Genomic DNA, 19,585 nt, shown 5'->3' with positions numbered 1-19,585 from the left:
GTCGCGATCTGACCGTTCTACCTGGGGGAATCAGATGCGTGCAGTTCTGGCGATGACGGCTGCCGTCATGACGCTGTGCCTGACGGCGGGCGCTGTTCAGGCCGACGCGCCGCTGGCGAGCGACTGGCGGTTCGACGAGGCGTCCGGCACCACCACCGTCGACGCGGTGACGGGTGCGACCGGCACGCTGGCGGGCGACGTCGTGTTCGGGCCGGGCAAGTCCGGCAGTGGCCTCAGCTTCAACGGCGGCACGGTGTCCGCTCCGCTCGTGGTCGACGCCGGCCGCAGTTTCACCGTGTCGGCGTGGGTCTACCTGCCCGCGAAGTGCGCCACGCGGACGTGCAAGTTCACCGCCGTGAGCGGAGACGGCGAGCGGAGCAGCCGCTTCTCGCTCGGCTACGCGAAGAGCCGGGACCTGCTCGGCAACTGGTTCTTCGAGATGGCCGAGGCGGACACCGACCAGGCGCCGATCACCAAGACGGCCGTGTCCGCGGAGCTGTCGGAAGCGGGCGAGTGGACACACCTGGTGGGTGTGTACAACGCGGAGGAGCACCAGACGCTGCTTTACGCCCACGGCAACCTCGTCGGCGAGGGCAGGGTCGTCAACCAGTGGAGCGGCACCGGCACCTTCACCGTCGGGGCGGGGCACAAGGCGGGTGCTGTCACGGCCTCCTTCCCCGGCTCGGTCGACCAGGTGCGGTTCTACGACCGGGTGTTCACCCACGACGAGGTGTTCCAGCTCTACCTCGGCGAGCGCTGACGACGAGCTGATCCCGGCAAAACACCCGCAGGCGTCTCAGCACGCCGCACCGGGCACTGGCAGGATGGAACGATCAGCGCGTCCGACAGAGGTGGTCCCTGTGACGAGTCCGTTCGCCAACCCGAACCGGCCCGGCGTCCCGCCCCGCCTGCCCACTCCGCCGACGGGGTGGCCGATCGGCTCGTACGCCACGTACGAGGAGGCGCAGCGTGCGGTCGACCACCTGGCGGTCGAGGACTTCCCCGTGCAGGACGTCATGATCGTCGGCGTCGACCTCATGCTGGTGGAGCGGATCACCGGCAAGCTCACCTGGAGCCGGGTGCTCATGACCGGTGCGGCGAGCGGGGCGTGGTTCGGTCTGTTCGTCGGCCTGCTGCTCACCCTCTTCAGCCCGGAACCCGGCGTGACCGTCGGCCCGGTGCTGACCGGTTTGATCACCGGTGTGTTCTTCGGACTGGTGTTCGCGGCCGTCGGGTACGGGTCGGCGCGGGGCAAGCGGGACTTCCAGAGCGCGAGTCAACTCGTCGCGGGCAGGTATGACGTGCTCTGCCACCCGAAATCGGCCGAAAAGGGCCGTGACCTGCTCGCGAAGCTCGCGATGCGGCCGGTGAACCCGAGCAATTGAGACGCACAGACATCCATTGGTTCTGAATCGTTGCTTCCTTTGGTTGCGGCTCCTGATCACCGGGCCTAGGTTCGGTTGACCGGTCCGCCCGGTGCGGCCGGTGGCACGACGAGGTGCCGGGCGCAGGCGGGTCTGGCTCCTCCGTGTAGTCGGGAAGGAGGCAGGGCCGATGGGTGCGACACGGCGCTATCGACTTGCCGCCGGAGTGGGGGCCGCGGTGCTCGCGGCAGGAACACTCACGGCGTGCGGGTCGGGCGACCAGGGCATCACCGTCAACGTCTACAAGTATCCGCAGGAGAACTTCCAGGCCGTCGTCGACAACTGCAACGCGAAGGCCGGCGGGCGTTATCACATCGTCTACAACAAGCTGCCGCGTGAAGCGGACGGTCAGCGCGAGCAGATGGTGCGCAGACTCGCGGCGGAAGACGACAGCATGGACGTGCTCGGGCTCGACGTCACGTGGACGGCCGAGCTCGCGGAGGCCGGGTGGCTCAAGGAGTTCACCGGGTCGGTCAAGTCCCAGGTGGAGAACGGCACGTTGAAGACGCCGCTGGAGACGGCGACCTACGACAACAAGCTCTACGCGGCGCCGGACAACACGAACGTCCAGCTGCTGTGGTACCGCTCTGATCTCGTGCCGACGCCGCCGAAGACGTGGGACGAGATGATCTCGATGGCCGAGGCACTGGTGGCGGAGGGGAAGCCCGGCCGGATCGTGGGACAGGGCAAGCAGTACGAAGGGCTCGTCGTGCTGTACAACACCCTCGTCAACTCCAGTGGCGGCACCATCATCGACGAGACCGGCACCAAGGCCGTCGTCGACGCCAAGGCCGTGGAAGCGTTGGCGGCGTTGAAGAAGCTCGCCACGTCGAAGGCGATCGACCCGTCGTTCTCCAATGCGGCCGAGGACAACGCGCGGCTGGCGATGGAGGGCGGCAGCGCGGCGTTCGAGCTCAACTGGCCGTACGTCTACGCGGCGGCGCAGAAGAAGCCGGACTTCGCGAAGAACTTCAAGTGGGCGCCGTACCCCACGGTCAGCGGTGAGCAGGCGAAGGTCACCGTCGGCGGGATCAACTACGCGGTCAGCAACTACACCACGCACGCGGCCGAGTCGTTCGACGCCGTGTTGTGCTTGCGCAGCGCGGAAAACCAGAAGCTCGCCGCGCTCAAGGACGGTGTGCCGCCGACCATCGAGGCCGTCTACGACGACCCCGAGATGGCCAAGGCGTACCCGATGAAGGACGACATCAAGGAAACGCTCAAGAACGCGAGTGTGCGGCCGCGCACGCCCGCGTACCAGAACGCGTCGACCGTCATCTCCACGATCCTGTCGCCGCCCGCGAGCATCGACCCGCAGGCGACGGCGGACAGGCTGCGCAAGGAACTGCAGGACGCTCTCGACTCCAAGGGGGTGTTGCCGTGAGTCACGCGGTCACAGAGGACGCTGCGCCGTCAGCGGCACCGAAACCCGTCGCGTCCAAGAAGAAGCCGGTGCTGAGCGAGGGCAAGAAGGCCGAGCGCAAGCTCGGCTGGCTGCTCTGCGCACCCGCCGCGATCACCATGGTCGCGGTGACCGGCTGGCCGATCCTCTACTCGTTGCTGCTGTCCATGCAGCGGTTCGACCTGAAGTTCCCGAACCGCACCGAGTGGATCTGGTTCGACAACTACGTCACGGTGCTCAGCAGCCCGTACTGGTGGAACGCGGTGTGGGTGACGGTGTTGCTGACCGTCGTCACGGTCGCCGTCGAGCTGGTGCTGGGCATGGCGCTCGCGCTGATCATGCACCGCGCGCTGGTCGGCCGGGGCATCGTCCGCACGACGACGCTGATCCCGTACGGCATCGTCACGGTCGTGGCCGCGTTCTCCTGGCGCTTCGCCTGGACGCCCGGCACCGGCTACCTCTCGGAGGCGCTCGGCGGTGAGCCGGTGCTCACGGAGAAGATCCCGGCGCTGCTGGTCGTGGGTCTCGCGGAGATCTGGAAGACCACGCCGTTCATGGCCCTGCTGCTGATGGCGGGTCTGGCGCTGGTGCCGGACGACCTGCTCAAGGCCGCCGCGATGGACGGCGCGAGCGCGTGGCAGCGGTTCATCAGGATCACCGTGCCGATCATGAAGCCGGCGATCCTGGTGGCACTGCTCTTCCGCACGCTCGACGCGTTCCGCATCTTCGACAACCTCTTCGTGCTCACCGCGGGCTCGCAGGGCACGTCGTCGGTGTCGATGCTGACCTACAACAACCTCATCAAGGGCTTGAACCTCGGTATCGGATCCACGATGTCCGTGCTGATCTTCATCATGGTCGCGATCATCGCGTTCGTGTTCATCAAGCTCTTCGGCACCGCTGCCCCCGGCAGTGACGACGGAGGGAAGCGCTGATGGCGGGCATCGGAGGAGCGGACACCCCGGCCAAGAAGTGGGGCTGGGGCGTGCTCAACGCGGTCGTCGTGATCTACGCGCTGTTCCCGGTGCTGTGGATCCTGTCGCTGTCGTTCAAGTCGTCGAAGACGCTGGCGGACGGCAACTTCATCCCGCGCGAGTGGAGTCTGGAGAACTACCAGAACATCTTCTCGACGTCGGAGTTCACGCGGGCGCTGATCAACTCCATCGGCATCGCGATCATCGCGACCGCGATCGCCGTGGTGTTCGGCACGATGGCCGCCTACGCCATCGCCAGGCTGGACTTCCCCGGCAAGAACCTGCTGGTGGGCGTCTCGCTGCTGATCGCGATGTTCCCGCAGGTCTCGCTGGTGTCCCCGTTGTTCGAGATCGAGCGCTCGATGGGGCTCTTCGACACGTGGCCCGGCCTGATCCTGCCCTACATCACGTTTGCGCTGCCGCTCGCGATCTACACCCTGTCGGCGTTCTTCCGCGAGATCCCCTGGGAGCTCGAGAAGGCGGCGAAGATGGACGGTGCGACGCCGGGGCAGGCGTTCCGTCGCGTCATCGCGCCGCTGGCCGCGCCGGGTGTGTTCACGACGGCGATCCTGGTGTTCATCTTCTGCTGGAACGACTTCCTGTTCGCGATCTCGCTCACCTCGACCGAGCAGTCGCGGACGGTGCCGGTCGCGCTGTCGTTCTTCACCGGCAGTTCGCAGTTCGAGGACCCGGCCGGGTCGATCGCGGCGGCGGCCGTCGTGATCACCATCCCGATCATCCTCTTCGTGTTGTTCTTCCAGCGCCGGATCGTCGCCGGCCTGACCTCCGGCGCCGTCAAGGGGTGAGTTGACCAATGGCAGAGATCGTTCTGGACAAGGTGACCAAGCGGTATCCCGACGGCGCACTGGCCGTGCAGGAGGTCAACCTCGAAATCGCCGACGGCGAGTTCATCATCCTGGTCGGGCCGTCCGGCTGCGGGAAGTCCACCACGCTCAACATGATCGCGGGCCTGGAGGACATCACCGAGGGCGAGCTGCGCATCGGCGGGCAGCGCGTCAACGAGCGGGCGCCGAAGGACCGCGACATCGCGATGGTGTTCCAGTCCTACGCGCTCTACCCGCACATGACGGTGAAGGAGAACATGGCCTTCCCGTTGCGGCTGGCCAAGGTCGACAACGCGACGGTCGAGCGCAAGGTGCGTGAGGCCGCCGAGATCCTGGACCTGACGCAACACCTTGAGCGCAAACCGTCCAACCTGTCCGGTGGTCAGCGGCAGCGCGTGGCGATGGGCCGCGCGATCGTGCGCAACCCCAAGGCGTTCCTCATGGACGAACCACTGTCCAACTTGGACGCCAAGCTGCGCGTGCAGATGCGCACCTCGGTGTCGCGCCTGCAGAAGCAGCTCGGCACGACCACCGTCTACGTGACGCACGACCAGACCGAGGCGATGACCCTCGGCGACCGGGTCGTGGTCATGCGCGGCGGGGTCGTGCAGCAGATCGGCGCACCGCAGTTCCTCTACGACCACCCGGCCAACCTCTTCGTCGCGGGCTTCATCGGCTCGCCGTCGATGAACTTCGTGCCGGCGTCGCTGGAGAACGGCGCGCTGCGGTCGGTCCTGGGCGACGTGACGCTCACGGACCGGGTGCGGCAGCTGGTGGAGGGTGCCGACGCACCCCGCGAGGTGATCATGGGCGTCCGCCCTGAGCACTTCGAGGACGCGGCACTGGTCGACGCGGCGGCGCTGTCGTCGGGCGGCAAGTTCACCGCGCAGGTGGACGTGCTGGAGTCGATGGGCTCGGACAAGTACGCCTACTTCAACCTCACCGGCGAGCAGGCGGCGTCGGCGGAGCTCCAGGAGCTGGCGGCGGACGCGGGATCGGACGACGTGCCGGGTGACGGCATCTCGCTCGTGACGCGGCTGTCGTCGGCGTCGGGCGCTTCCGAGGGCGCGTCGGCGGACATCTGGTTCGACGCGGACAAGGTGCAGCTCTTCGACCCGTCCAGCGGCAGGAACCTGACTTACACGGAACGGTGAATTCTCGTTTTGACGGCCGCCTTCCCCGCACGGGGAAGGCGGCTTCTCTTTTCACTCGATCGGGTTAGGGCTAAAGACCTGTGCTCCGTGGGGCCGATTAGTCCGGGCCATCTGCCGGGCAGAACTCGGTTCGCCATTGGGCGCTCGGCAGCGACGTCTCAACGAAACATGTTCTGCGTCGCTTCGGTTGGTCCGCACGCTTGTCGAAGGCGGGTACAGGACCACAGGGGGGTTCCGGGGAACCGCCGCCGAGTGATGAAAGAGAGCGTGCAATGGGGATCCTGGACGGTAAAGCGGTCGTCATCACGGGGGCGGGTCGCGGCTTGGGCGAGGCCTACGCGATGCACGCTGCCCTCGCGGGTGCATCGGTGGTGGTCAACGACAACGACGGTGACCTGGCCGAACAGGTCGCGGAGCACATCCGCGGCTACGGAGGCCGCGCCGTGGCCTCGAGCCACACGGTGGCCGACCCGAGCGAGGCGGCCAAGATCGTCGACCTGTGCGTCGACGAATTCGGCCGCGTCGACGGGCTCGTGAACAACGCGGGTCTGAACTACGAGACCGCGCCGTGGGAAGACGACCCCGAGACGATCAAGCACGTCGTCGAGGTGAACGTCCTCGGCGTCATCTACGTCGGAATCGCGGCGATGCGGGCGATGCGGGCCAACGGTGGCGGCTCCATCATCAACATTTCGTCCGGCGCCTCCTTCGGTCAGCGCAAACTCGCCACCTATTCGGCGACCAAGGGCGCGGTGGCCTCGCTGAGCTACTCGTGGGCGCTCGACCTGGAGTCGGAAGGCATCCGCGTGAACGCCGTCTGCCCGGTCGCGCACACGCGGATGGTGTGGAAGTCGGAACGCTCCCTGCGCGCCATTCCGGCCGACCGGACGCCGGGCAAGGTGGCGCCGCTCGTGCTGTTCCTGCTCTCGGACCGCGCCGAGGGCATCACCGGCCAGGTCATCCGCTGCAACGGCCGCCAGCTGCACATCGTGGGGCAGCCGTACTTCAAGCAGCCGATCCTGGAGAGCGACAACTGGGACACCGCTTCGGTGGAGCGGGCGTTCACGGGCGTGCTGCAGGCCCACCTCGAACCGTACGGGTTGGAGAAGAGGATGCCTCCCCGGCTCCGTGCGCTGGTGGAGCCTCCGCAGACCGCCTGATCGTTGGACAGAAGTGTGGCCACTTGAACCTCAGGTGGCCACACTTCTGTCCAAGGCGGGTGCTCATCGAGTGTGAGCGTTCACTTCCACGCCGGGTAGGACGGTGCCACCTCGGCGTAGCGCTCGCTCCACCCCGGCAGTTCTTCCTCGTCGAGGTGCGCCCGCAGCCGGTCGAGGAAGGCGTGCGTGCCGGGGACGAAGCCGAGGGCGTTGCGTTCGGACAGTCCGCGATGGGTGAACGTCAGCAGGGTGGCGTCGCCGTCGGTCCTGAGCTCGTAGCGGACCACGCTGTCCTCCACGATTCGTTGCCGCCACTCGTGTTCGAAGACCGCGTGGCCGTTCGTCGGCGGCTGCCAGGCGAGGATGCGGCCGGTGACGCGCTTGGCCTCCGGTGGTGCGGGCGGGTCGTCGGGCTCGATGACGATCTGGTCGTCCTGGATGTGCGTGGCGCCGAACCACAGCGTGCGCTCTGCGGGGTCGGTGATGGCGGCCCAGACGCGGTCGATGGGGAACGGCAGCCTGCGTTCGAAGGTGAGGGTGGCGTGGTCGCCGTTCAGGGACACGGTGCCGAGGTCGTTCATCGGTTCTCCAGGTGCTGGTGCAGGGCGGCGAGGTGGTCGCGCCAGAAGCGGCGGTACGGGGTGATCCAGTCGTCGATGCGTTGCAGGCCATCGGGTTTGAGCGCGTAGATGCGGCGCTGGCCGTCTGGTCTCACCTCGACCAGGCCCACTTCTCTGAGGACCCGGAGGTGCCGGGACACGGCGGGCTGGGTGAGGGTCGGCAGGCTGTCGACCAGCTCGCCCGCGGTTCGGTCGCGTTCGGCGAGCAGGCCGAGCAGGTGGCGGCGGTTGGGTTCGGCGACGGCTTCGAAGACGTCCACGGCGCTGAGCATAACTACAAGCGTATATAAGCGCAAGCGTATGTGATTTGATGCCGTCGTGAAGTTCACTGGGGAGCCTGTTCCGGTCGACTGGGACGCCGTCGAGGCATGGCTCGGAACCTCTTTGCCCTCTGACTACAAGGCACTCGCGTCCGAGCACGGGCCGCTCGACATCGGTGAGTTCGTCTGGCTGCACGTGCCGTGCGTCCAGGCTGGACGTTTCAACTGGGGCGAGTGGGTCAAGCAGACGCGCTCCGTCGCCGACGCTCCGCCGCACCTGGTGCCCTGGGGCGCGACCCGCGGTGGCGGCTACCTGTTCTGGGACAGCTCCACCGGCGAGCCCGATCAGTGGCCGGTGGTGTGCTTCGACCACGACACGGGCTGGCACGACTACGGCATGTCGTTGTCCGAGCTGCTGGAAACGGTGGTGACCAAGGCGTTGCCGGCGTTGGGGGTGCTGCCCGCGACGGGGGTGCGCACGGCGTTCCTGCCCAAGGCCGGTCCGTGGACGCCGCCTGTGCCTGTCGACGCCTCGGCTGCCCGCAAGCGCGCACTCGTTGAAGGGACTGGGCTTTCGGCGTTGCGCGACCTGGTCCCGCCCGGCGAGCCGCACCTCGGTGGACGGACGTGGGAGTGGTTGTTCGGCGAGTTGGGCACGCGTCTGCCTGCGGACTACGTGGCGCTGATGGAGTGCTACGGCGGTGGGGAGTTCGCGGGGTGGTTGCGGTTGTGGCCGCCGTTGGATCCGCACGGGCTGCTGGACTGCTCAGAGGGCGCGCTCGACGCCAATCGGGAGCTGCGGGCGGAGTTCCCCGAGTACCACCCGTTGCCGTTGTGGCCGGAGCCCGGTGGGTTCCTGCCGTTCGGTGACTCGATCGACGGCGACCAGTTCGGGTGGCTCACGTCCGGTGAGCCGGACGAGTGGCCGTTGATCTTCGCGCCGCGGCATGCCGATCAGGGGCCGCCGTTGCCCGGTGCGCTCGCCGACACGGTGCTGGAGTGGCTGCGAGGGCGGTTGGTGACGCCTGGGCTGTGCCGGTTCGGGAAGTACGACGATCCGCTTGACCACGCGGAGTTCAGGTCGTGGTGCTCGTGACGGACTCCGGGCTCTCTGCTCTGCGTGACCTCGTTGCGCCGCCGGTGAAGCCGTTCCTCGGTGGACGGACGTGGGAGTGGCTGTACGGCGAGTTGGGCACTCGTTTGCCTGCGGACTACGTGGCGTTGATGGAGACCTACGGCGGCGGCGCGTGGTCGGGCTGGTTGCGGCTGTGGGCGCCGCTGGATCCGGACGAGTTCGGCCTGGCGGAGCGGTCGGCGCTGGTGCTCGATTCCGAACGGGCCGCGAAGGAGCGGTTCCCGGAGTACCACCCGTTGCCGCTCTGGCCGGAGCCGGGCGGCTACCTGCCGTTCGGTGACTCGATCGACGGTGACGGGATCGGCTGGCTCACGGTGGGCTCGCCCGACGAGTGGCCGTTGATCCTGACGCCGCGCAACCACGAGCAGGGGCCGCCGCTGTCCGGATCGCTTGCCGAGACGGTGCTGGAGTGGCTGAGCGGGCGGCTGAGGGTGAAGGGCCTGTACAAGTTCGACAAGGACGAACTGGCGGAGGCGGCCACGTTCTGGCCGGCGGACTAGTCGATCACCCGCTGAGGTGTTCGGGTGACGTTTTCGCACGTCACACGGATGGCTGCGGAAATTGTCAGACCCGCCTGTCACCATCGGGACATGGCCGAGCGCAAACCCAGAGTCACCGACTGGCGACTCGTCGTGCAGTCCCGGTTGGACCGGGTGCGCGCGGATCTGGCTGCGCTCGGGCCGCCCGATCCCGTCGATCCCGAGGGCGATGTGTGGCGGCGCACGGCGGTGGAGCAGGCGGCGGTGGTGGACGCGATGCTCAGCGAACGGGAGCCGTGGTGGAGCACGGTGCCGTCGTGGTGGTCGGGGTGGCACATCGAACGAGCCTGGCGCGCGCTGCACGAGGCCGAGGTGGCGACGATCTCGGCCGAGCGCGGGTTCATGGGGCGGCTGCCGGGGTTGCAGGCTCGGGTGGCGCAGTACCTGGACGAGGACGATCCGCGGCGCCGGGCCCTGGAAGCGTTGCGGCCAGGGGAGTTCACGCCCGCGGTGGAGCGGGCGATCGTGGTCGACGCGTTGCGGGCCGCTTACGACAACTCGGACTTCGCCCACGCGGGGTCGAGAGCGTTGCGCAACAAGCTGATCGCGGCGTCGCTGGTGCTGTTCGTGATCAACACGGTGCTGGGCGTGGTGGGCATCGTGAAGCCCGGGATCATCCCGCTTTGTGTCGACCCCAAGGAGAACGCGCTGCCGACGGTCTGCCCAGGAGGCACGGCGAAGGCGACCGCCGTGGACGTGTGGCTGGTGCAGGTGCTCGGCTCGTTCGGGGCGGTGCTCGCCGCGGTGGTGCTGCTCTTGCGCCGCCGGCCATCGCTCTCGCCGTACGTGATGATCGGCTACCAGGCTCTGATCAAGATCATGCTCGGTGCGGCACTGGCGGTGGTCGGGATCCTGGCACTGGGAGCCGGTGTCACGAGCGGGCTGATCGGGATACCGTCGGCCGCTGCGCTGCTGCTGTGGGCGGTCATCTTCGGTTACGCACAACAGATCGGCACTCGGTTGCTCGACAAGTACACGGACGAGGTGCTGGACCAGGCGCGGCCGCTGCCGGACGCTCCGGACGGCCCGCGGGTGGTGCCGAGGTGAGAGTCTCCGAACGGGTTGCCGCTCGGATCGCCAGGGACTTCGGTGAGCACGCGTCCGAGGCTCTGGACGCCCTGGCTCTGGCCGAGACCGGTGGCCAGGACGTTGAACGCGTCCACGCCGCCATCGTGCTGATGGCCGAGGGCAGTGTCGCCAGGTTGTGGCAGGCCGCGGAGCTGAGCGCGCTCGACTGGCGTGACGTGCTCATGGGCACCGGTCTCGAGCACGGCAGCTGGCCGGCCGTGCTCGACCGCGAGTTCGGTCCGGTCAGCTGACGGTGCGCCGGTAGCTGATCAGCTCTTCGGTGTTGTCGTACTGGCGAAAGCCCGCCTTCTCCAGCACACGGGCCGACGCCGGGTTGGACGGCTCGACGCCTGCGTGCACGGTGTCGACGTCGTCGAGCGACAGCGCGAACTCGGTCAGCGCCGCGGTGGCCTCAGAGGCATAACCGCGTCCCTGGCGCGACGGCACCACGCCGTACCCGATCTCGACCTGACCGTCGGAAGGAGGCCAGAACAGGCCGAGAGATCCCACAACTTCAGACGTGGCCCGCTCGATGATCAGGCGGTGCCCGAACGGCGACAGCCACGCGGGGTTCGACTCCACGAGGCCGGCGATCACGCCGTCACCCTCGGCTGGGAAGTCGGCTGCCCACGACGGGCGGCGCGAGCCCTCCACGACGGCTTTGACGTCGGAGGCGTCCCACGGGCGCAGGATCAGGCGTTCGGTAACAAGATCAGTCACCGGCGCACGCTAACCGCGGTGGCCTCGGGTGTGCGAGCGAGTTTGCGGCTGGGTTCGGCCGTCGGGACCGTCAGCCGGAGTGTTCCGCCGCGGCAACGAGAGCCTCACCTCGACCTGTCCGTCGACTGGTTCGAACCGAGGTCAGCTGAGGTGTGCGCGGCGAAGATGACCATGGTTTCCGGACATCGACTAGTTGTGCATACGGGCACGTTGCCCGCTGAGAGCTCTCCTGCCATGGCTCTCCATGACGCAAGCCGCGCCACACGGCGTCGGCCTGTTCCAGGGCGGGTGGGGAGCTTCACCCGTTCGTGTCGCGAACGAGGTGCGAAAGAGGCGCTAACCGCGGTGTCCTCGGGGGTGCGACTGAGTTTCCTCGCGCACCGCGTTGATCACCTCGGCGTCCCAGCGGTGCGTGCGGATCAGGCGGTAGCGCTCCGCCGCCACCCACATGTAGGCCTCGGTCTCGGTCCGGTCGCCGATCATGTCCGCCTGCCGCAGCATCGCCACGACCGGCTGGTACTCGTCGGCGTACCAGCGGCGCGCGACCTCGCCCCGGTCCAGGAAGGAGCCCGAGTCCTGCATCAGGCGGAAGCCCCAGGCCTCGACGTGCTCGCCGAGCTCGGCGTAGTCCCAGGGATCCGACAGGACCACGGCCGCGCGGGCCTCGCCGCTCAGCGGCACGCGCTCCAGGAACAGGCGCCGGTAGTCCTTCACGATCAGGTCGCCGCGGTACCGGATCCCGGAGGCGTTGACCCGAGTGATCACCTGGGTCACGTACGCGTCGATCGTCGACAGGCCCAGCGCGTGCGCCACCGAGACCCGGTGGTGGCCGTCGATGATGAAGTGCAGCTCACCGATCCGGTACACCTCGATCGGCGGCACGCTCTCACCGCGCCGGGCGGCCAGCGCCAGCCGTTGCCACCTCTCGCGGACCCGGCCGGAGGTGGGCCGGAAGCGGCGGTCGAAGTCGCGGGTGCGGTCGACGCTGCCCACGATCGAGTCCAGCCGGATGGTTTGCAGGCCGAGGCGCTTCTCGGACACCATGCCGAGGGCCTCCACGACCTCGTGGAACGGCAGCATGATGTTCACGTCGTCTGGCTCGCGGCGCAGCCAGGCAGCCAGCCGCGACATCACCTGGCGGCGTCTGACCCGCAGGAAGTCGCTCTCCGCGTCGGCCACGGGAAAACCGGTGTCACGTCTCATCGCGAACCCCCGAGATGTCCAGCACCTTCCAAGGAACCACGTTCACCACGCGCGTGGAGTCCAGCACGCGGTCTGGCCTGACGACGCCGTGCGGGTGGATGTGGCCGTGCAGCAGGAACGACGGCTGCAACCGCGAGACCAGGGAGGAAATGCACGAGAACCCCCGGTGCGGCGCGTCCGGTTCGTCGCCGCAGCCGAGCGGGGGCGAGTGGGTCAGCAGCACGTCCACGCCACGTCCGTCCCGCAGCCTGCGCCAGCCCGCCAGCCGGGACACCCGGCGGGCGCGGCGCGCCTGCTGCCGTTCCGTCCACTGGTTCGGGCCCTTGTTGTAGCGGATCGAACCACCGAGACCGGCGATGCGCAGGCCGGCGACGTCGACCACGCGTTCGTCCGCGTTCACCGCACCGGTTGGACCTGGCCAGCGCACCGGGACGCCCGCCTTGGTCCACAAGCCGCGCACGTTCGAGTAGCCGGACAGATCGACGTCGTGGTTGCCCGGGACGAACACCAGTGGCTTGTCCAGCGCGTTGGCCAGGTGCTCCAGGTAGTCGAACGGCAGGTCGCCCGCCGCGACGATCAGGTCGACATCTGAGTGCTGATGCACCTGATCAGTCCACAGCTGTTCGACCACTTCGTCTGCGACTGCCAGGACCCGAGGCATGAAAGCGAGCGTAATCAAGCTTTCCCCGGATGACGCGGGACAGTGCGCCCACTAGCGTCAACGGGGTGCTTGCCGAGCTGTTCGCCGCGGACGCGGAGGCGCCCCGCGACCGCAGTCCGCTGACCAGACGACTCATCGAGGACGCTGCCGAAGACCTGAGAAGAGGCGGCGTCACCACCAGGATCATGGCGGGCCCCCAGCGCGACCGGGACGGCACGATGCCCGGTCTGCGGTTCGCGGGCGCCGTGCACCGGCTCGTGCTCGAAGGCCGTGCGCCGGGGCTGGCGAAGCACTACCCGTCCGTCGGAGGCCGGCCCGACCTCGAGACGCTGTGGGAAGACGCGCTGCCCGCTCTCAACGCGCACACCGACCTGCTCAGGCAGCGGATCAGCGCCACGACGGTGCAGACCAACGAGCCCGCGCGCAGCGCGCCCCTCTACGGCGGACTGATGGTCGCCGCGCAGGAAGCCGCGAAGGCCGCCGGCCGCACCGTGCCGTTCTGCGTGCGGCTGCTGGAGGTCGGCGCGAGCGGCGGGCTCAACCTGCGTCCGCACCACGTCGGCTACCGGCTCGACGACGGCACCGTGCTCGGCGACCCGGACAGCCTGCTCGTGTTCGACCCGCAGTGGACCGGCAGACCTCCCGCCGACCTGAGCCACCGGCTGCGCGTCGTCGGCAGGGCGGGCTGCGACCTCACCCCGGTCGACGTGTCCACAGAGGATGGACGGCTGCACCTCAGCTCGTTCGTCTGGGCGGACCAGGTCGACCGGTTGAACCGCCTCCGCGGCGCACTGGACCTCGCCGCGACCGACCCGGTGAAGGTGGACCGATCAGCAGGCCCGGAATGGCTCGCCAAACAGCTCGCCCGCGTCGAACGAGACGTGCTCACCGTCGTCTGGCATTCCGTGGTGTGGCAGTACGTCTCGCCCGCCGACCGGGCGATGGGCCGGGCCGTGCTGGCCGACGCCGCCGCGAAGGCGACGCCCACGACACCGTTGGCACTGCTGGTGTTCGAGTCGCGCCGCTCGGACGACGCGGAGGAGGGCTACCGGTTCGAGCTGCTGCTCAAGCTCTGGCCGGCCGGACTCTCGCTCAACCTCGGGTACGGCAGCGGCCACGGCGCGCCGTTCACCTGGAACGTCACCCCTTGGGAATGACGACCGGGTTCACCACGAAGCGCCCGTCGCGTTCCTCGACGGGCAACCTGAAGTCGCCGTGCGAACCAGCGCGGGTGAACTCCACGACGACAGCGCCGTCGCGGTAGAGGCCGCGGTCCACGTCCGCCGCGGAGAACTGCTCGACGGTCGAGCGCGCCACGTCCTCGCCGCCGACCGCGAGCAACGGCTGCAGCTTGTGGAAGTCGTGTGCCCGCAAGGCGTTCGTGACGCCGGCAGCCAGCTCGTCCGGAGTCGGCGCACCCGGATCCGGCCACGCCGCGATGCACACGAACACCATCGCGAGCCAGCCGGCCGGGAACACCAGCAGCCAGAACCTGAGGTTCGTCAGCCGCTTGTACACGTCAGGGCGTTCCGCTGATCAGCACGAACACCGTGGTGATCCAGCAGAGCAGGAACGCGAGCATCCAGAACCGGACGTTGGTCAGCAACCTGGTCATGACAGAGCCCTTCTACCACGAGCAAAGCGAGCGAAATCGGGAGTTACAGCCAGCGATTTCGGCGCAATATTCGGTAGAGGGTGAGGCAGGCGATGAGGACGAGCGACATCACCAGGGGATAGCCGAACTTCCACTTCAGCTCTGGCATGTAGTCGAAGTTCATGCCGTACACGCCGACGGCCATGGTGGGCACGGAGATGATCGCGACCCAGGCGGTGATCTTGCGCATGTCGGTGTTCTGCTGCAGCGTGATCTTCGCGAGCACCGCGTCGACCAGCGTGGTCAGCAGCTCGTCGAACGCCGTGACGCGCTCGGAGACCTCGGTGAGGTGGTCGTCGACGTCCCGGAAGAACGCCCGCACCTGCTCGGGGATGAGCGGCGTGTAGCCCTCTGCCAGGCGGCGCAACGGGTTCGCGAGCGGCATGACCGCGCGGCGCAGTTCCACGACCTCGCGCTTGAACATGTAGATCTGCTCCGCGCTCACCTCGGTGCGCGGCGCGAAGACGCGCTCTTCCATGCGGTCGATGTCGTCCTCGATGTGGTCGGTCACTTCGAGGTAGTTGTCGACCACGTGGTCCGCGATGGCGTGCAGCACCGCGGCGGGGCCGATCTCCAGGCGCTCCGGGTCGTCCTCCATCTCGTGGCGCAGCTTGGACAGGCCCGAGTGGTTGCCGTGCCGCACCGTGATGACGAAGTCCTTGCCCAGGAACACCATGATCTCGCCGGACTCGACGATCTCGTTGGCGGTGTCGGGGGACTCGTTCGTCACGTAGCGGACGGTCTTGAAGACCATGAAGAGCGTGTTGTCGTATCGCTCCAGCTTCGGGCGCTGGTGCGCGTGCACCGCGTCCTCCACCGCGAGCTCGTGCAGGCCGAACGTGTCCGCGATGCCCTCGATCTGCTCGGCGTCGGGCTCGTGCAGGCCGATCCAGACGAAACCGTCCTTGCGCTTGCGCACTTCCTTGACGGCGTCGATGTGCGTCCAGCGGCCGGGCAAGCGCTTGCCGTCGATGTAGACCGCGCAGTCGACCACGTAGTGCGACAACGGCACGGAGATGTGCGGCGCGGGGCGCTGCTGGGCGCCGCGTCCGCGGATCGAGGGCAAGCTGGGCATGGTGAGTTCCTCCAGGGCCACACGTCGTTCGAGTGCGCGAAAAGCACGACGGGCGTCCCACGACCGGGAAACTCAGCGAACTAGAACGATCTAGCCGGCCACCTCGGTGAGGACGCGCTTGGTACTGGCAGGGTGGGGGTCCTTGCTCATTTAGGGGTCCTCACCTCCTCGGGGCGAAGTCACTGGTGGTGGAAATCCTCACACACCGGTTGCCGAGGGTACTCCCTCCGTGTGAAGACTGTCTCCCCACCCGAGACAGATCTCGATCACACGTAGTTGGAGGCGCGGTGCAGTTCGGTCGGTACTACGAGGAGTTCGAGGTCGGAGCGGTCTACAAGCACTGGCCGGGCAAGACGGTCACCGAGTACGACGACCACCTGTTCTGCCTGCTCACGATGAATCACCACCCGCTCCACATGGATGTGAACTACGCGGAGAACACGACCGACTTCAAGAAGAACGTCGTGGTCGGCAACTACATCTACTCGTTGCTGCTGGGCATGTCCGTGCCCGACGTCTCCGGCAAGGCGATCGCCAACCTGGAGATCGAGTCGCTGCGGCACGTGAAGCCGACGTTCCACGGTGACACGATCTACGGCGAGACCGAGGTGCTCGACAAGACGCCGTCCAAGTCGAAGGACGACAGGGGCGTGGTCTACGTGGAGACTCGCGGTTACAAGCAGGACGGCACCGTGGTGTGCATCTTCCGCCGCAAGGTCATGGTGCCGAAGAAGTCCTACGGTGATGCTCGTGGTGGCGAGCAGCCGGGGCGCCCCGAACCGAAGGAGTGAAGTGACGACTCTGGACCTGGCACAGCAACGTTTGCGGGAGTTCGCGGAACAGGCAGCAGGAATTTCGCCGCTCTACGAGCACCTCGCGTCGCGTGCTGCCGCGGATCCGGAGATCGCCGATCTGCTGACCGCCGCCAGTGAGGAGAACGCCACGGGCGAGCTCCTGCTGGCGGCGGCACATCGGCTCGTGCAGGCCGAACCGTTCCACCAGCTGTCGAACTACTACCCGTCGCTCGGCGGGACCTACGGCGCGGATGAAAGCACCTGGCCGTTGTTCCGGGACTTCCTGCTGGAACGGGCCGAGCGGGTGCGCAAGCTGGTCGGCTCGCACGTGATCCAGGCCAACGAGGTCCGGCGCGCCGCTCTGCTCTACCCGGCCGTGGTGGCCGCGGCGAAGCAGGCGGGCGGGCCGATCGGGCTCGTGGAGGCCGCGACGACCGCGGGCCTGCTGCTCGGGCTCGACCAGTACTCGTACCGCTACCAGACGCAGGAGGCAGGCCAGCTCGTCGCCGGGCCCGCCAAGGCCGCGCTGGGTCTGCACTGCGCGCTGGAACTGGCGCCGGGCGCGGTGCTGCCGAAGCTGCCCAAGACGGTGAAGGTGGCCGCGAAGGCCGGCATCGGCGTGGCACCCGCGGATCTGACCGACGAGGACGCCTACGCGTGGCTTGAGGCGTGTGTGTGGGCGGACCAGCCGGAGCGGCTGCGGCTGTTCGGCGTCGCGTGCGGGGTGCTGCGCAAGAACCCGCCACGGTTGGTGACCGGCGACCCGGTCGCGGACCTCGCCAAGGCGGTCGAGGGGATCGACGCCCCGCTCGTCGTCATCACCAGCGGCTCGGGGCTCGACCTCGTGCCCGCTTTGACTGCTTTGGGACGGCCTGCCTGGTGGGCCGCTCACGAGGGCGGTGAGCTGCGGCTTGTCCGTGTGAGTGACGCGGGCGTGGAGACGACCACTCTGGCGACCACCGAGGCCCACGGGCAACGTCTTGTTTGGCGTTGAGCGGTTCCTCGATCGCGTGAACCCTGATCAGGCCCTGGGCAGGCAGTTCCAGTCGGAAAGCGCTTGCAGGAGGCCGTCCGTGGTCGGAAGTGTGGCCAAGGTCGCACTGTCCGCCCAAGTGACATCCGATGCGTCGTCGCCCGCTCGGAGCACACCCGACGTGACCTGGCATTCGTAGTCGAAGATCAAATAAACCCCGTTCGGGGCCGCTCGTTCGACGCTGCCGACGAGGCGGCCAACGGTAACGGAGAGTCCCGTTTCCTCGGCGACTTCCCTAGTCACGGCCGCCTCGTCCGCCTCGTTCGGCTCCACGCGTCCCCCTGGTATTGACCACAGGCCCTCACCAGGCGGATTGGCACGTCGCACGAGCAGTAGTCGCCCGTTCGAGTCATGCACGACCGCTCCGACACAACGGATCGTGTGCTCACTGCCGACCGTCACGATCACGAAGCGTAGTCACCCCTTGATGGCGGTGCAGCCCACTACCCCGGCTGCGGTACAAATCTCCCAAGGCGCTGAATCGTGCTGTACAACGGTCACGAACGGCGCCAAACGGGTGCGGAACGCGGACGGGGTGGACACCGTGAACCTGAAGAAGATCCTCACTTTCGCCGGAATCGCCTTGCTGCTGTTCTTCCTGATCGCGGAGCCACAGCAAGCCGCCCAGCTGGTCACCAACATCCTCAACTCGCTGCGAACTGCGGCTGAGGCCCTGATCACCTTCGTGCGACAATTGTTCTAGTTCACCCGGCGTTGACGGGTGGGCAGGGACAGGGCACTGGCTGGTACCGGGAAGGGCTGGTAGCGCATGTTCGCACCACGTGATCCAGACGACTACCTGCTGTCGAGCGAGCGTCGGGTCATCCGGGTGCGCAGGCACTGGTCCTACCTGATCTGGGACGTGCTCGAAGCCGCGGCACTGCTCGCCGGCTTCATGATGATCTCGTACCTGCTCCCGTCGAACGCGGGCGTGATCCAGAACGTGCTGTGGTACGGCGGGCTGCTCGTGCTGCTGCGGCTCGCCTACTTCATCATCGAGTGGTGGGTCGAGCGCATCGTCGTCACCGACAAGCGGTTCATGCTGACATCGGGCGTCTTCGAGACCAAGGTCGCGATGATGCCCATCAGCAAGGTCACCGACCTCACCTATGAGCGGACCGTGGGCGGGCGCATGCTCGGCTACGGCACGCTGATCGTGGAGTCGGCCGGTCAGATCCAGGCGCTGAACCGCCTGGAGTTCCTGCCGGACCCCGAAGAGGTGTACGACGCCATCTCGGAGCTGACCTTCGGTGACAAGAAGGCGCAGGCCGAGCGGTTCTCGATGATCAAGGCGCAGCGGGCCGCGCGAGGCAAGAAGATGGTCCCGTAGCCGGGCCACACAGGGGCGTCGTCCACACTGGACGACGTGGTCATCGATCTGCACACCCATTCGTCCGAGTCCGACGGCACCGACAGCCCTGCTGAACTGGTGAGGGCGGCGGCGCTAGCCGGACTCGACGCGGTGGCGATCACCGACCACGACACCGCGGCCGGATGGGCCGAGGCGGCTGCCGCACTGCCTCCTGGCCTGCGGCTCGTGCGCGGTGCCGAACTCTCCTGCGCGTGCCCGGACGGCCGTGGCCGCACCATCACCGTGCACCTGCTGGCTTATCTGTACGACCCGACGCACGCGGCGTTGATGGTCGAGCAGTCCCGGTTGCGCTCCGAGCGGCGCGAACGGCTGCAGAAGATGGCCGAGATGATGCAGGCCGACGGCTTCCCGATCGACCCGGTCGAGCTGATGACGCGGCTGCCGTTCGACGCACCGGCGGGGCGGCCGCACCTCGCGCAGGCGTTGATCCGCGCCGGGGTGGTGACGTCCGTCGACGAGGCCTTCGCGACCTACCTGACCGGCGGGCGTTAT

Annotated in this window: 25 protein-coding genes; 17 read left to right on the top strand and 8 right to left on the bottom strand. The window is 67.8% G+C overall.

The genetic code is table 11. The features are described 5' to 3' along the window. The first annotated feature begins 34 nt into the window (after positions 1-34). From ABZX92_RS32025 to ABZX92_RS31995, 7 genes are all read left to right on the top strand, one after another. Entirely contained in the window at positions 35-760 is a 726-nt protein-coding gene (locus ABZX92_RS32025; RefSeq protein ID WP_355567573.1) for a LamG domain-containing protein, read from the top strand. Between the two features lie 64 nt (positions 761-824). After that, positions 825-1,385 carry a general stress protein gene (locus ABZX92_RS32020; RefSeq protein ID WP_355567570.1) on the top strand — a complete coding sequence of 187 codons (561 nt, stop codon included), beginning with the start codon at positions 825-827 and terminating at the stop codon, positions 1,383-1,385. A 169-nt stretch (positions 1,386-1,554) separates the two neighbouring features. Next, positions 1,555-2,808, top strand: coding sequence for an ABC transporter substrate-binding protein (locus ABZX92_RS32015; RefSeq protein WP_355567567.1), 1,254 nt, complete (start codon positions 1,555-1,557; stop codon positions 2,806-2,808). Positions 2,809-2,876: 68 nt separating this feature from the next. Continuing rightward, positions 2,877-3,761, top strand: a complete 885-nt coding sequence (locus ABZX92_RS32010; protein WP_355567612.1) for a sugar ABC transporter permease — start codon at positions 2,877-2,879, stop codon at positions 3,759-3,761. Next, complete coding sequence (locus ABZX92_RS32005; RefSeq protein WP_086663060.1) at positions 3,761-4,606, top strand: carbohydrate ABC transporter permease; 846 nt, start codon at positions 3,761-3,763, stop codon at positions 4,604-4,606. The genes ABZX92_RS32010 and ABZX92_RS32005 overlap by 1 nt, the downstream gene beginning before the upstream one ends. Before the next feature lie 8 nt (positions 4,607-4,614). Next, positions 4,615-5,799 (top strand): sn-glycerol-3-phosphate ABC transporter ATP-binding protein UgpC, encoded by a 1,185-nt coding sequence (gene ugpC / locus ABZX92_RS32000; protein WP_355567564.1) that lies wholly within the window; start codon positions 4,615-4,617, stop codon positions 5,797-5,799. Positions 5,800-6,071: 272 nt separating this feature from the next. Continuing rightward, entirely contained in the window at positions 6,072-6,959 is an 888-nt protein-coding gene (locus ABZX92_RS31995) for an SDR family oxidoreductase (RefSeq protein WP_355567561.1), read from the top strand. Between the two features lie 80 nt (positions 6,960-7,039). Here ABZX92_RS31995 and ABZX92_RS31990 read toward each other — a convergent pair whose 3' ends face one another. Further along, positions 7,040-7,540 carry an SRPBCC domain-containing protein gene (locus ABZX92_RS31990; RefSeq protein WP_355567558.1) on the bottom strand — a complete coding sequence of 167 codons (501 nt, stop codon included), beginning with the start codon at positions 7,538-7,540 and terminating at the stop codon, positions 7,040-7,042. Then, positions 7,537-7,851 (bottom strand): metalloregulator ArsR/SmtB family transcription factor, encoded by a 315-nt coding sequence (locus tag ABZX92_RS31985; RefSeq protein ID WP_355567555.1) that lies wholly within the window; start codon positions 7,849-7,851, stop codon positions 7,537-7,539. Before ABZX92_RS31985 ends, ABZX92_RS31990 begins: the two co-directional genes overlap by 4 nt. A 46-nt stretch (positions 7,852-7,897) precedes the next feature. On the opposite strand from ABZX92_RS31985, the gene ABZX92_RS31980 reads away from it, so the two are divergent. From ABZX92_RS31980 to ABZX92_RS31965, 4 genes are all read left to right on the top strand, one after another. Beyond that, complete coding sequence (locus tag ABZX92_RS31980) at positions 7,898-8,935, top strand: SMI1/KNR4 family protein (RefSeq protein ID WP_355567552.1); 1,038 nt, start codon at positions 7,898-7,900, stop codon at positions 8,933-8,935. Further along, entirely contained in the window at positions 8,923-9,474 is a 552-nt protein-coding gene (locus ABZX92_RS31975; protein ID WP_355567549.1) for an SMI1/KNR4 family protein, read from the top strand. The genes ABZX92_RS31980 and ABZX92_RS31975 overlap by 13 nt, the downstream gene beginning before the upstream one ends. A gap of 90 nt (positions 9,475-9,564) precedes the next feature. Then, the gene (locus ABZX92_RS31970; RefSeq protein ID WP_355567547.1) at positions 9,565-10,560 is read left to right on the top strand and encodes a hypothetical protein; all 996 of its coding nucleotides are present in this window, start codon (positions 9,565-9,567) and stop codon (positions 10,558-10,560) included. After that, positions 10,557-10,832, top strand: a complete 276-nt coding sequence (locus tag ABZX92_RS31965) for a hypothetical protein (protein ID WP_355567544.1) — start codon at positions 10,557-10,559, stop codon at positions 10,830-10,832. The genes ABZX92_RS31970 and ABZX92_RS31965 overlap by 4 nt, the downstream gene beginning before the upstream one ends. Here ABZX92_RS31965 and ABZX92_RS31960 read toward each other — a convergent pair. From ABZX92_RS31960 to ABZX92_RS31950, 3 genes are all read right to left on the bottom strand, one after another. After that, positions 10,825-11,301 (bottom strand): GNAT family N-acetyltransferase, encoded by a 477-nt coding sequence (locus ABZX92_RS31960; RefSeq protein ID WP_355567541.1) that lies wholly within the window; start codon positions 11,299-11,301, stop codon positions 10,825-10,827. The two genes, ABZX92_RS31965 and ABZX92_RS31960, sit on opposite strands and share 8 nt — an antisense overlap. A gap of 336 nt (positions 11,302-11,637) precedes the next feature. Beyond that, positions 11,638-12,504 carry a chromosome partitioning protein ParB gene (locus ABZX92_RS31955; protein WP_355567538.1) on the bottom strand — a complete coding sequence of 289 codons (867 nt, stop codon included), beginning with the start codon at positions 12,502-12,504 and terminating at the stop codon, positions 11,638-11,640. Then, a complete protein-coding gene (locus tag ABZX92_RS31950) occupies positions 12,494-13,165 on the bottom strand; it encodes a metallophosphoesterase (RefSeq protein WP_355567535.1) in 672 nt (223 codons plus the stop codon). Before ABZX92_RS31950 ends, ABZX92_RS31955 begins: the two co-directional genes overlap by 11 nt. Positions 13,166-13,230: 65 nt before the next feature. Here ABZX92_RS31950 and ABZX92_RS31945 point away from each other — a divergent pair, with 65 nt between their 5' ends. Next, the gene (locus ABZX92_RS31945) at positions 13,231-14,322 is read left to right on the top strand and encodes a DUF2332 domain-containing protein (protein WP_355567532.1); all 1,092 of its coding nucleotides are present in this window, start codon (positions 13,231-13,233) and stop codon (positions 14,320-14,322) included. Here the strand turns inward: ABZX92_RS31945 and ABZX92_RS31940 are convergent. Next, positions 14,306-14,683, bottom strand: a complete 378-nt coding sequence (locus ABZX92_RS31940; protein WP_355567529.1) for a hypothetical protein — start codon at positions 14,681-14,683, stop codon at positions 14,306-14,308. The two genes, ABZX92_RS31945 and ABZX92_RS31940, sit on opposite strands and share 17 nt — an antisense overlap. Positions 14,684-14,823: 140 nt before the next feature. Beyond that, positions 14,824-15,894 (bottom strand): magnesium/cobalt transporter CorA, encoded by a 1,071-nt coding sequence (gene corA, locus ABZX92_RS31935; RefSeq protein ID WP_355567526.1) that lies wholly within the window; start codon positions 15,892-15,894, stop codon positions 14,824-14,826. 287 nt (positions 15,895-16,181) lie between these two features. On the opposite strand from corA, the gene ABZX92_RS31930 reads away from it, so the two are divergent. After that, positions 16,182-16,685, top strand: coding sequence for a MaoC family dehydratase (locus ABZX92_RS31930; RefSeq protein ID WP_112271026.1), 504 nt, complete (start codon positions 16,182-16,184; stop codon positions 16,683-16,685). A 1-nt stretch (position 16,686) separates the two neighbouring features. Then, positions 16,687-17,682: a DUF2332 domain-containing protein gene (locus ABZX92_RS31925; RefSeq protein WP_355567523.1), complete on the top strand. Its 996-nt coding sequence runs from the start codon at positions 16,687-16,689 to the stop codon at positions 17,680-17,682. Positions 17,683-17,709: 27 nt separating this feature from the next. Here ABZX92_RS31925 and ABZX92_RS31920 read toward each other — a convergent pair whose 3' ends face one another. Then, the gene (locus tag ABZX92_RS31920) at positions 17,710-18,129 is read right to left on the bottom strand and encodes an NUDIX domain-containing protein (protein WP_355567520.1); all 420 of its coding nucleotides are present in this window, start codon (positions 18,127-18,129) and stop codon (positions 17,710-17,712) included. Positions 18,130-18,265: 136 nt separating this feature from the next. Here ABZX92_RS31920 and ABZX92_RS31915 point away from each other — a divergent pair, with 136 nt between their 5' ends. The 3 genes from ABZX92_RS31915 to ABZX92_RS31905 form a co-directional block, all read left to right on the top strand. After that, positions 18,266-18,424, top strand: a complete 159-nt coding sequence (locus tag ABZX92_RS31915) for a hypothetical protein (protein ID WP_167971300.1) — start codon at positions 18,266-18,268, stop codon at positions 18,422-18,424. A 66-nt stretch (positions 18,425-18,490) separates the two neighbouring features. Then, positions 18,491-19,051, top strand: a complete 561-nt coding sequence (locus tag ABZX92_RS31910; protein WP_045314770.1) for a PH domain-containing protein — start codon at positions 18,491-18,493, stop codon at positions 19,049-19,051. A 36-nt stretch (positions 19,052-19,087) separates the two neighbouring features. Next, the coding region (locus ABZX92_RS31905; RefSeq protein WP_355567517.1) for a PHP domain-containing protein at positions 19,088-19,585 on the top strand (498 nt) is incomplete at its 3' end.

This window comes from Lentzea sp. NPDC006480 (genome assembly GCF_040611995.1).
Lineage (GTDB): Bacteria > Actinomycetota > Actinomycetes > Mycobacteriales > Pseudonocardiaceae > Lentzea.
The sequence above is the reverse complement of the archived record's forward strand: the minus strand, read 5'-3'. Positions and strand labels throughout refer to the sequence as shown.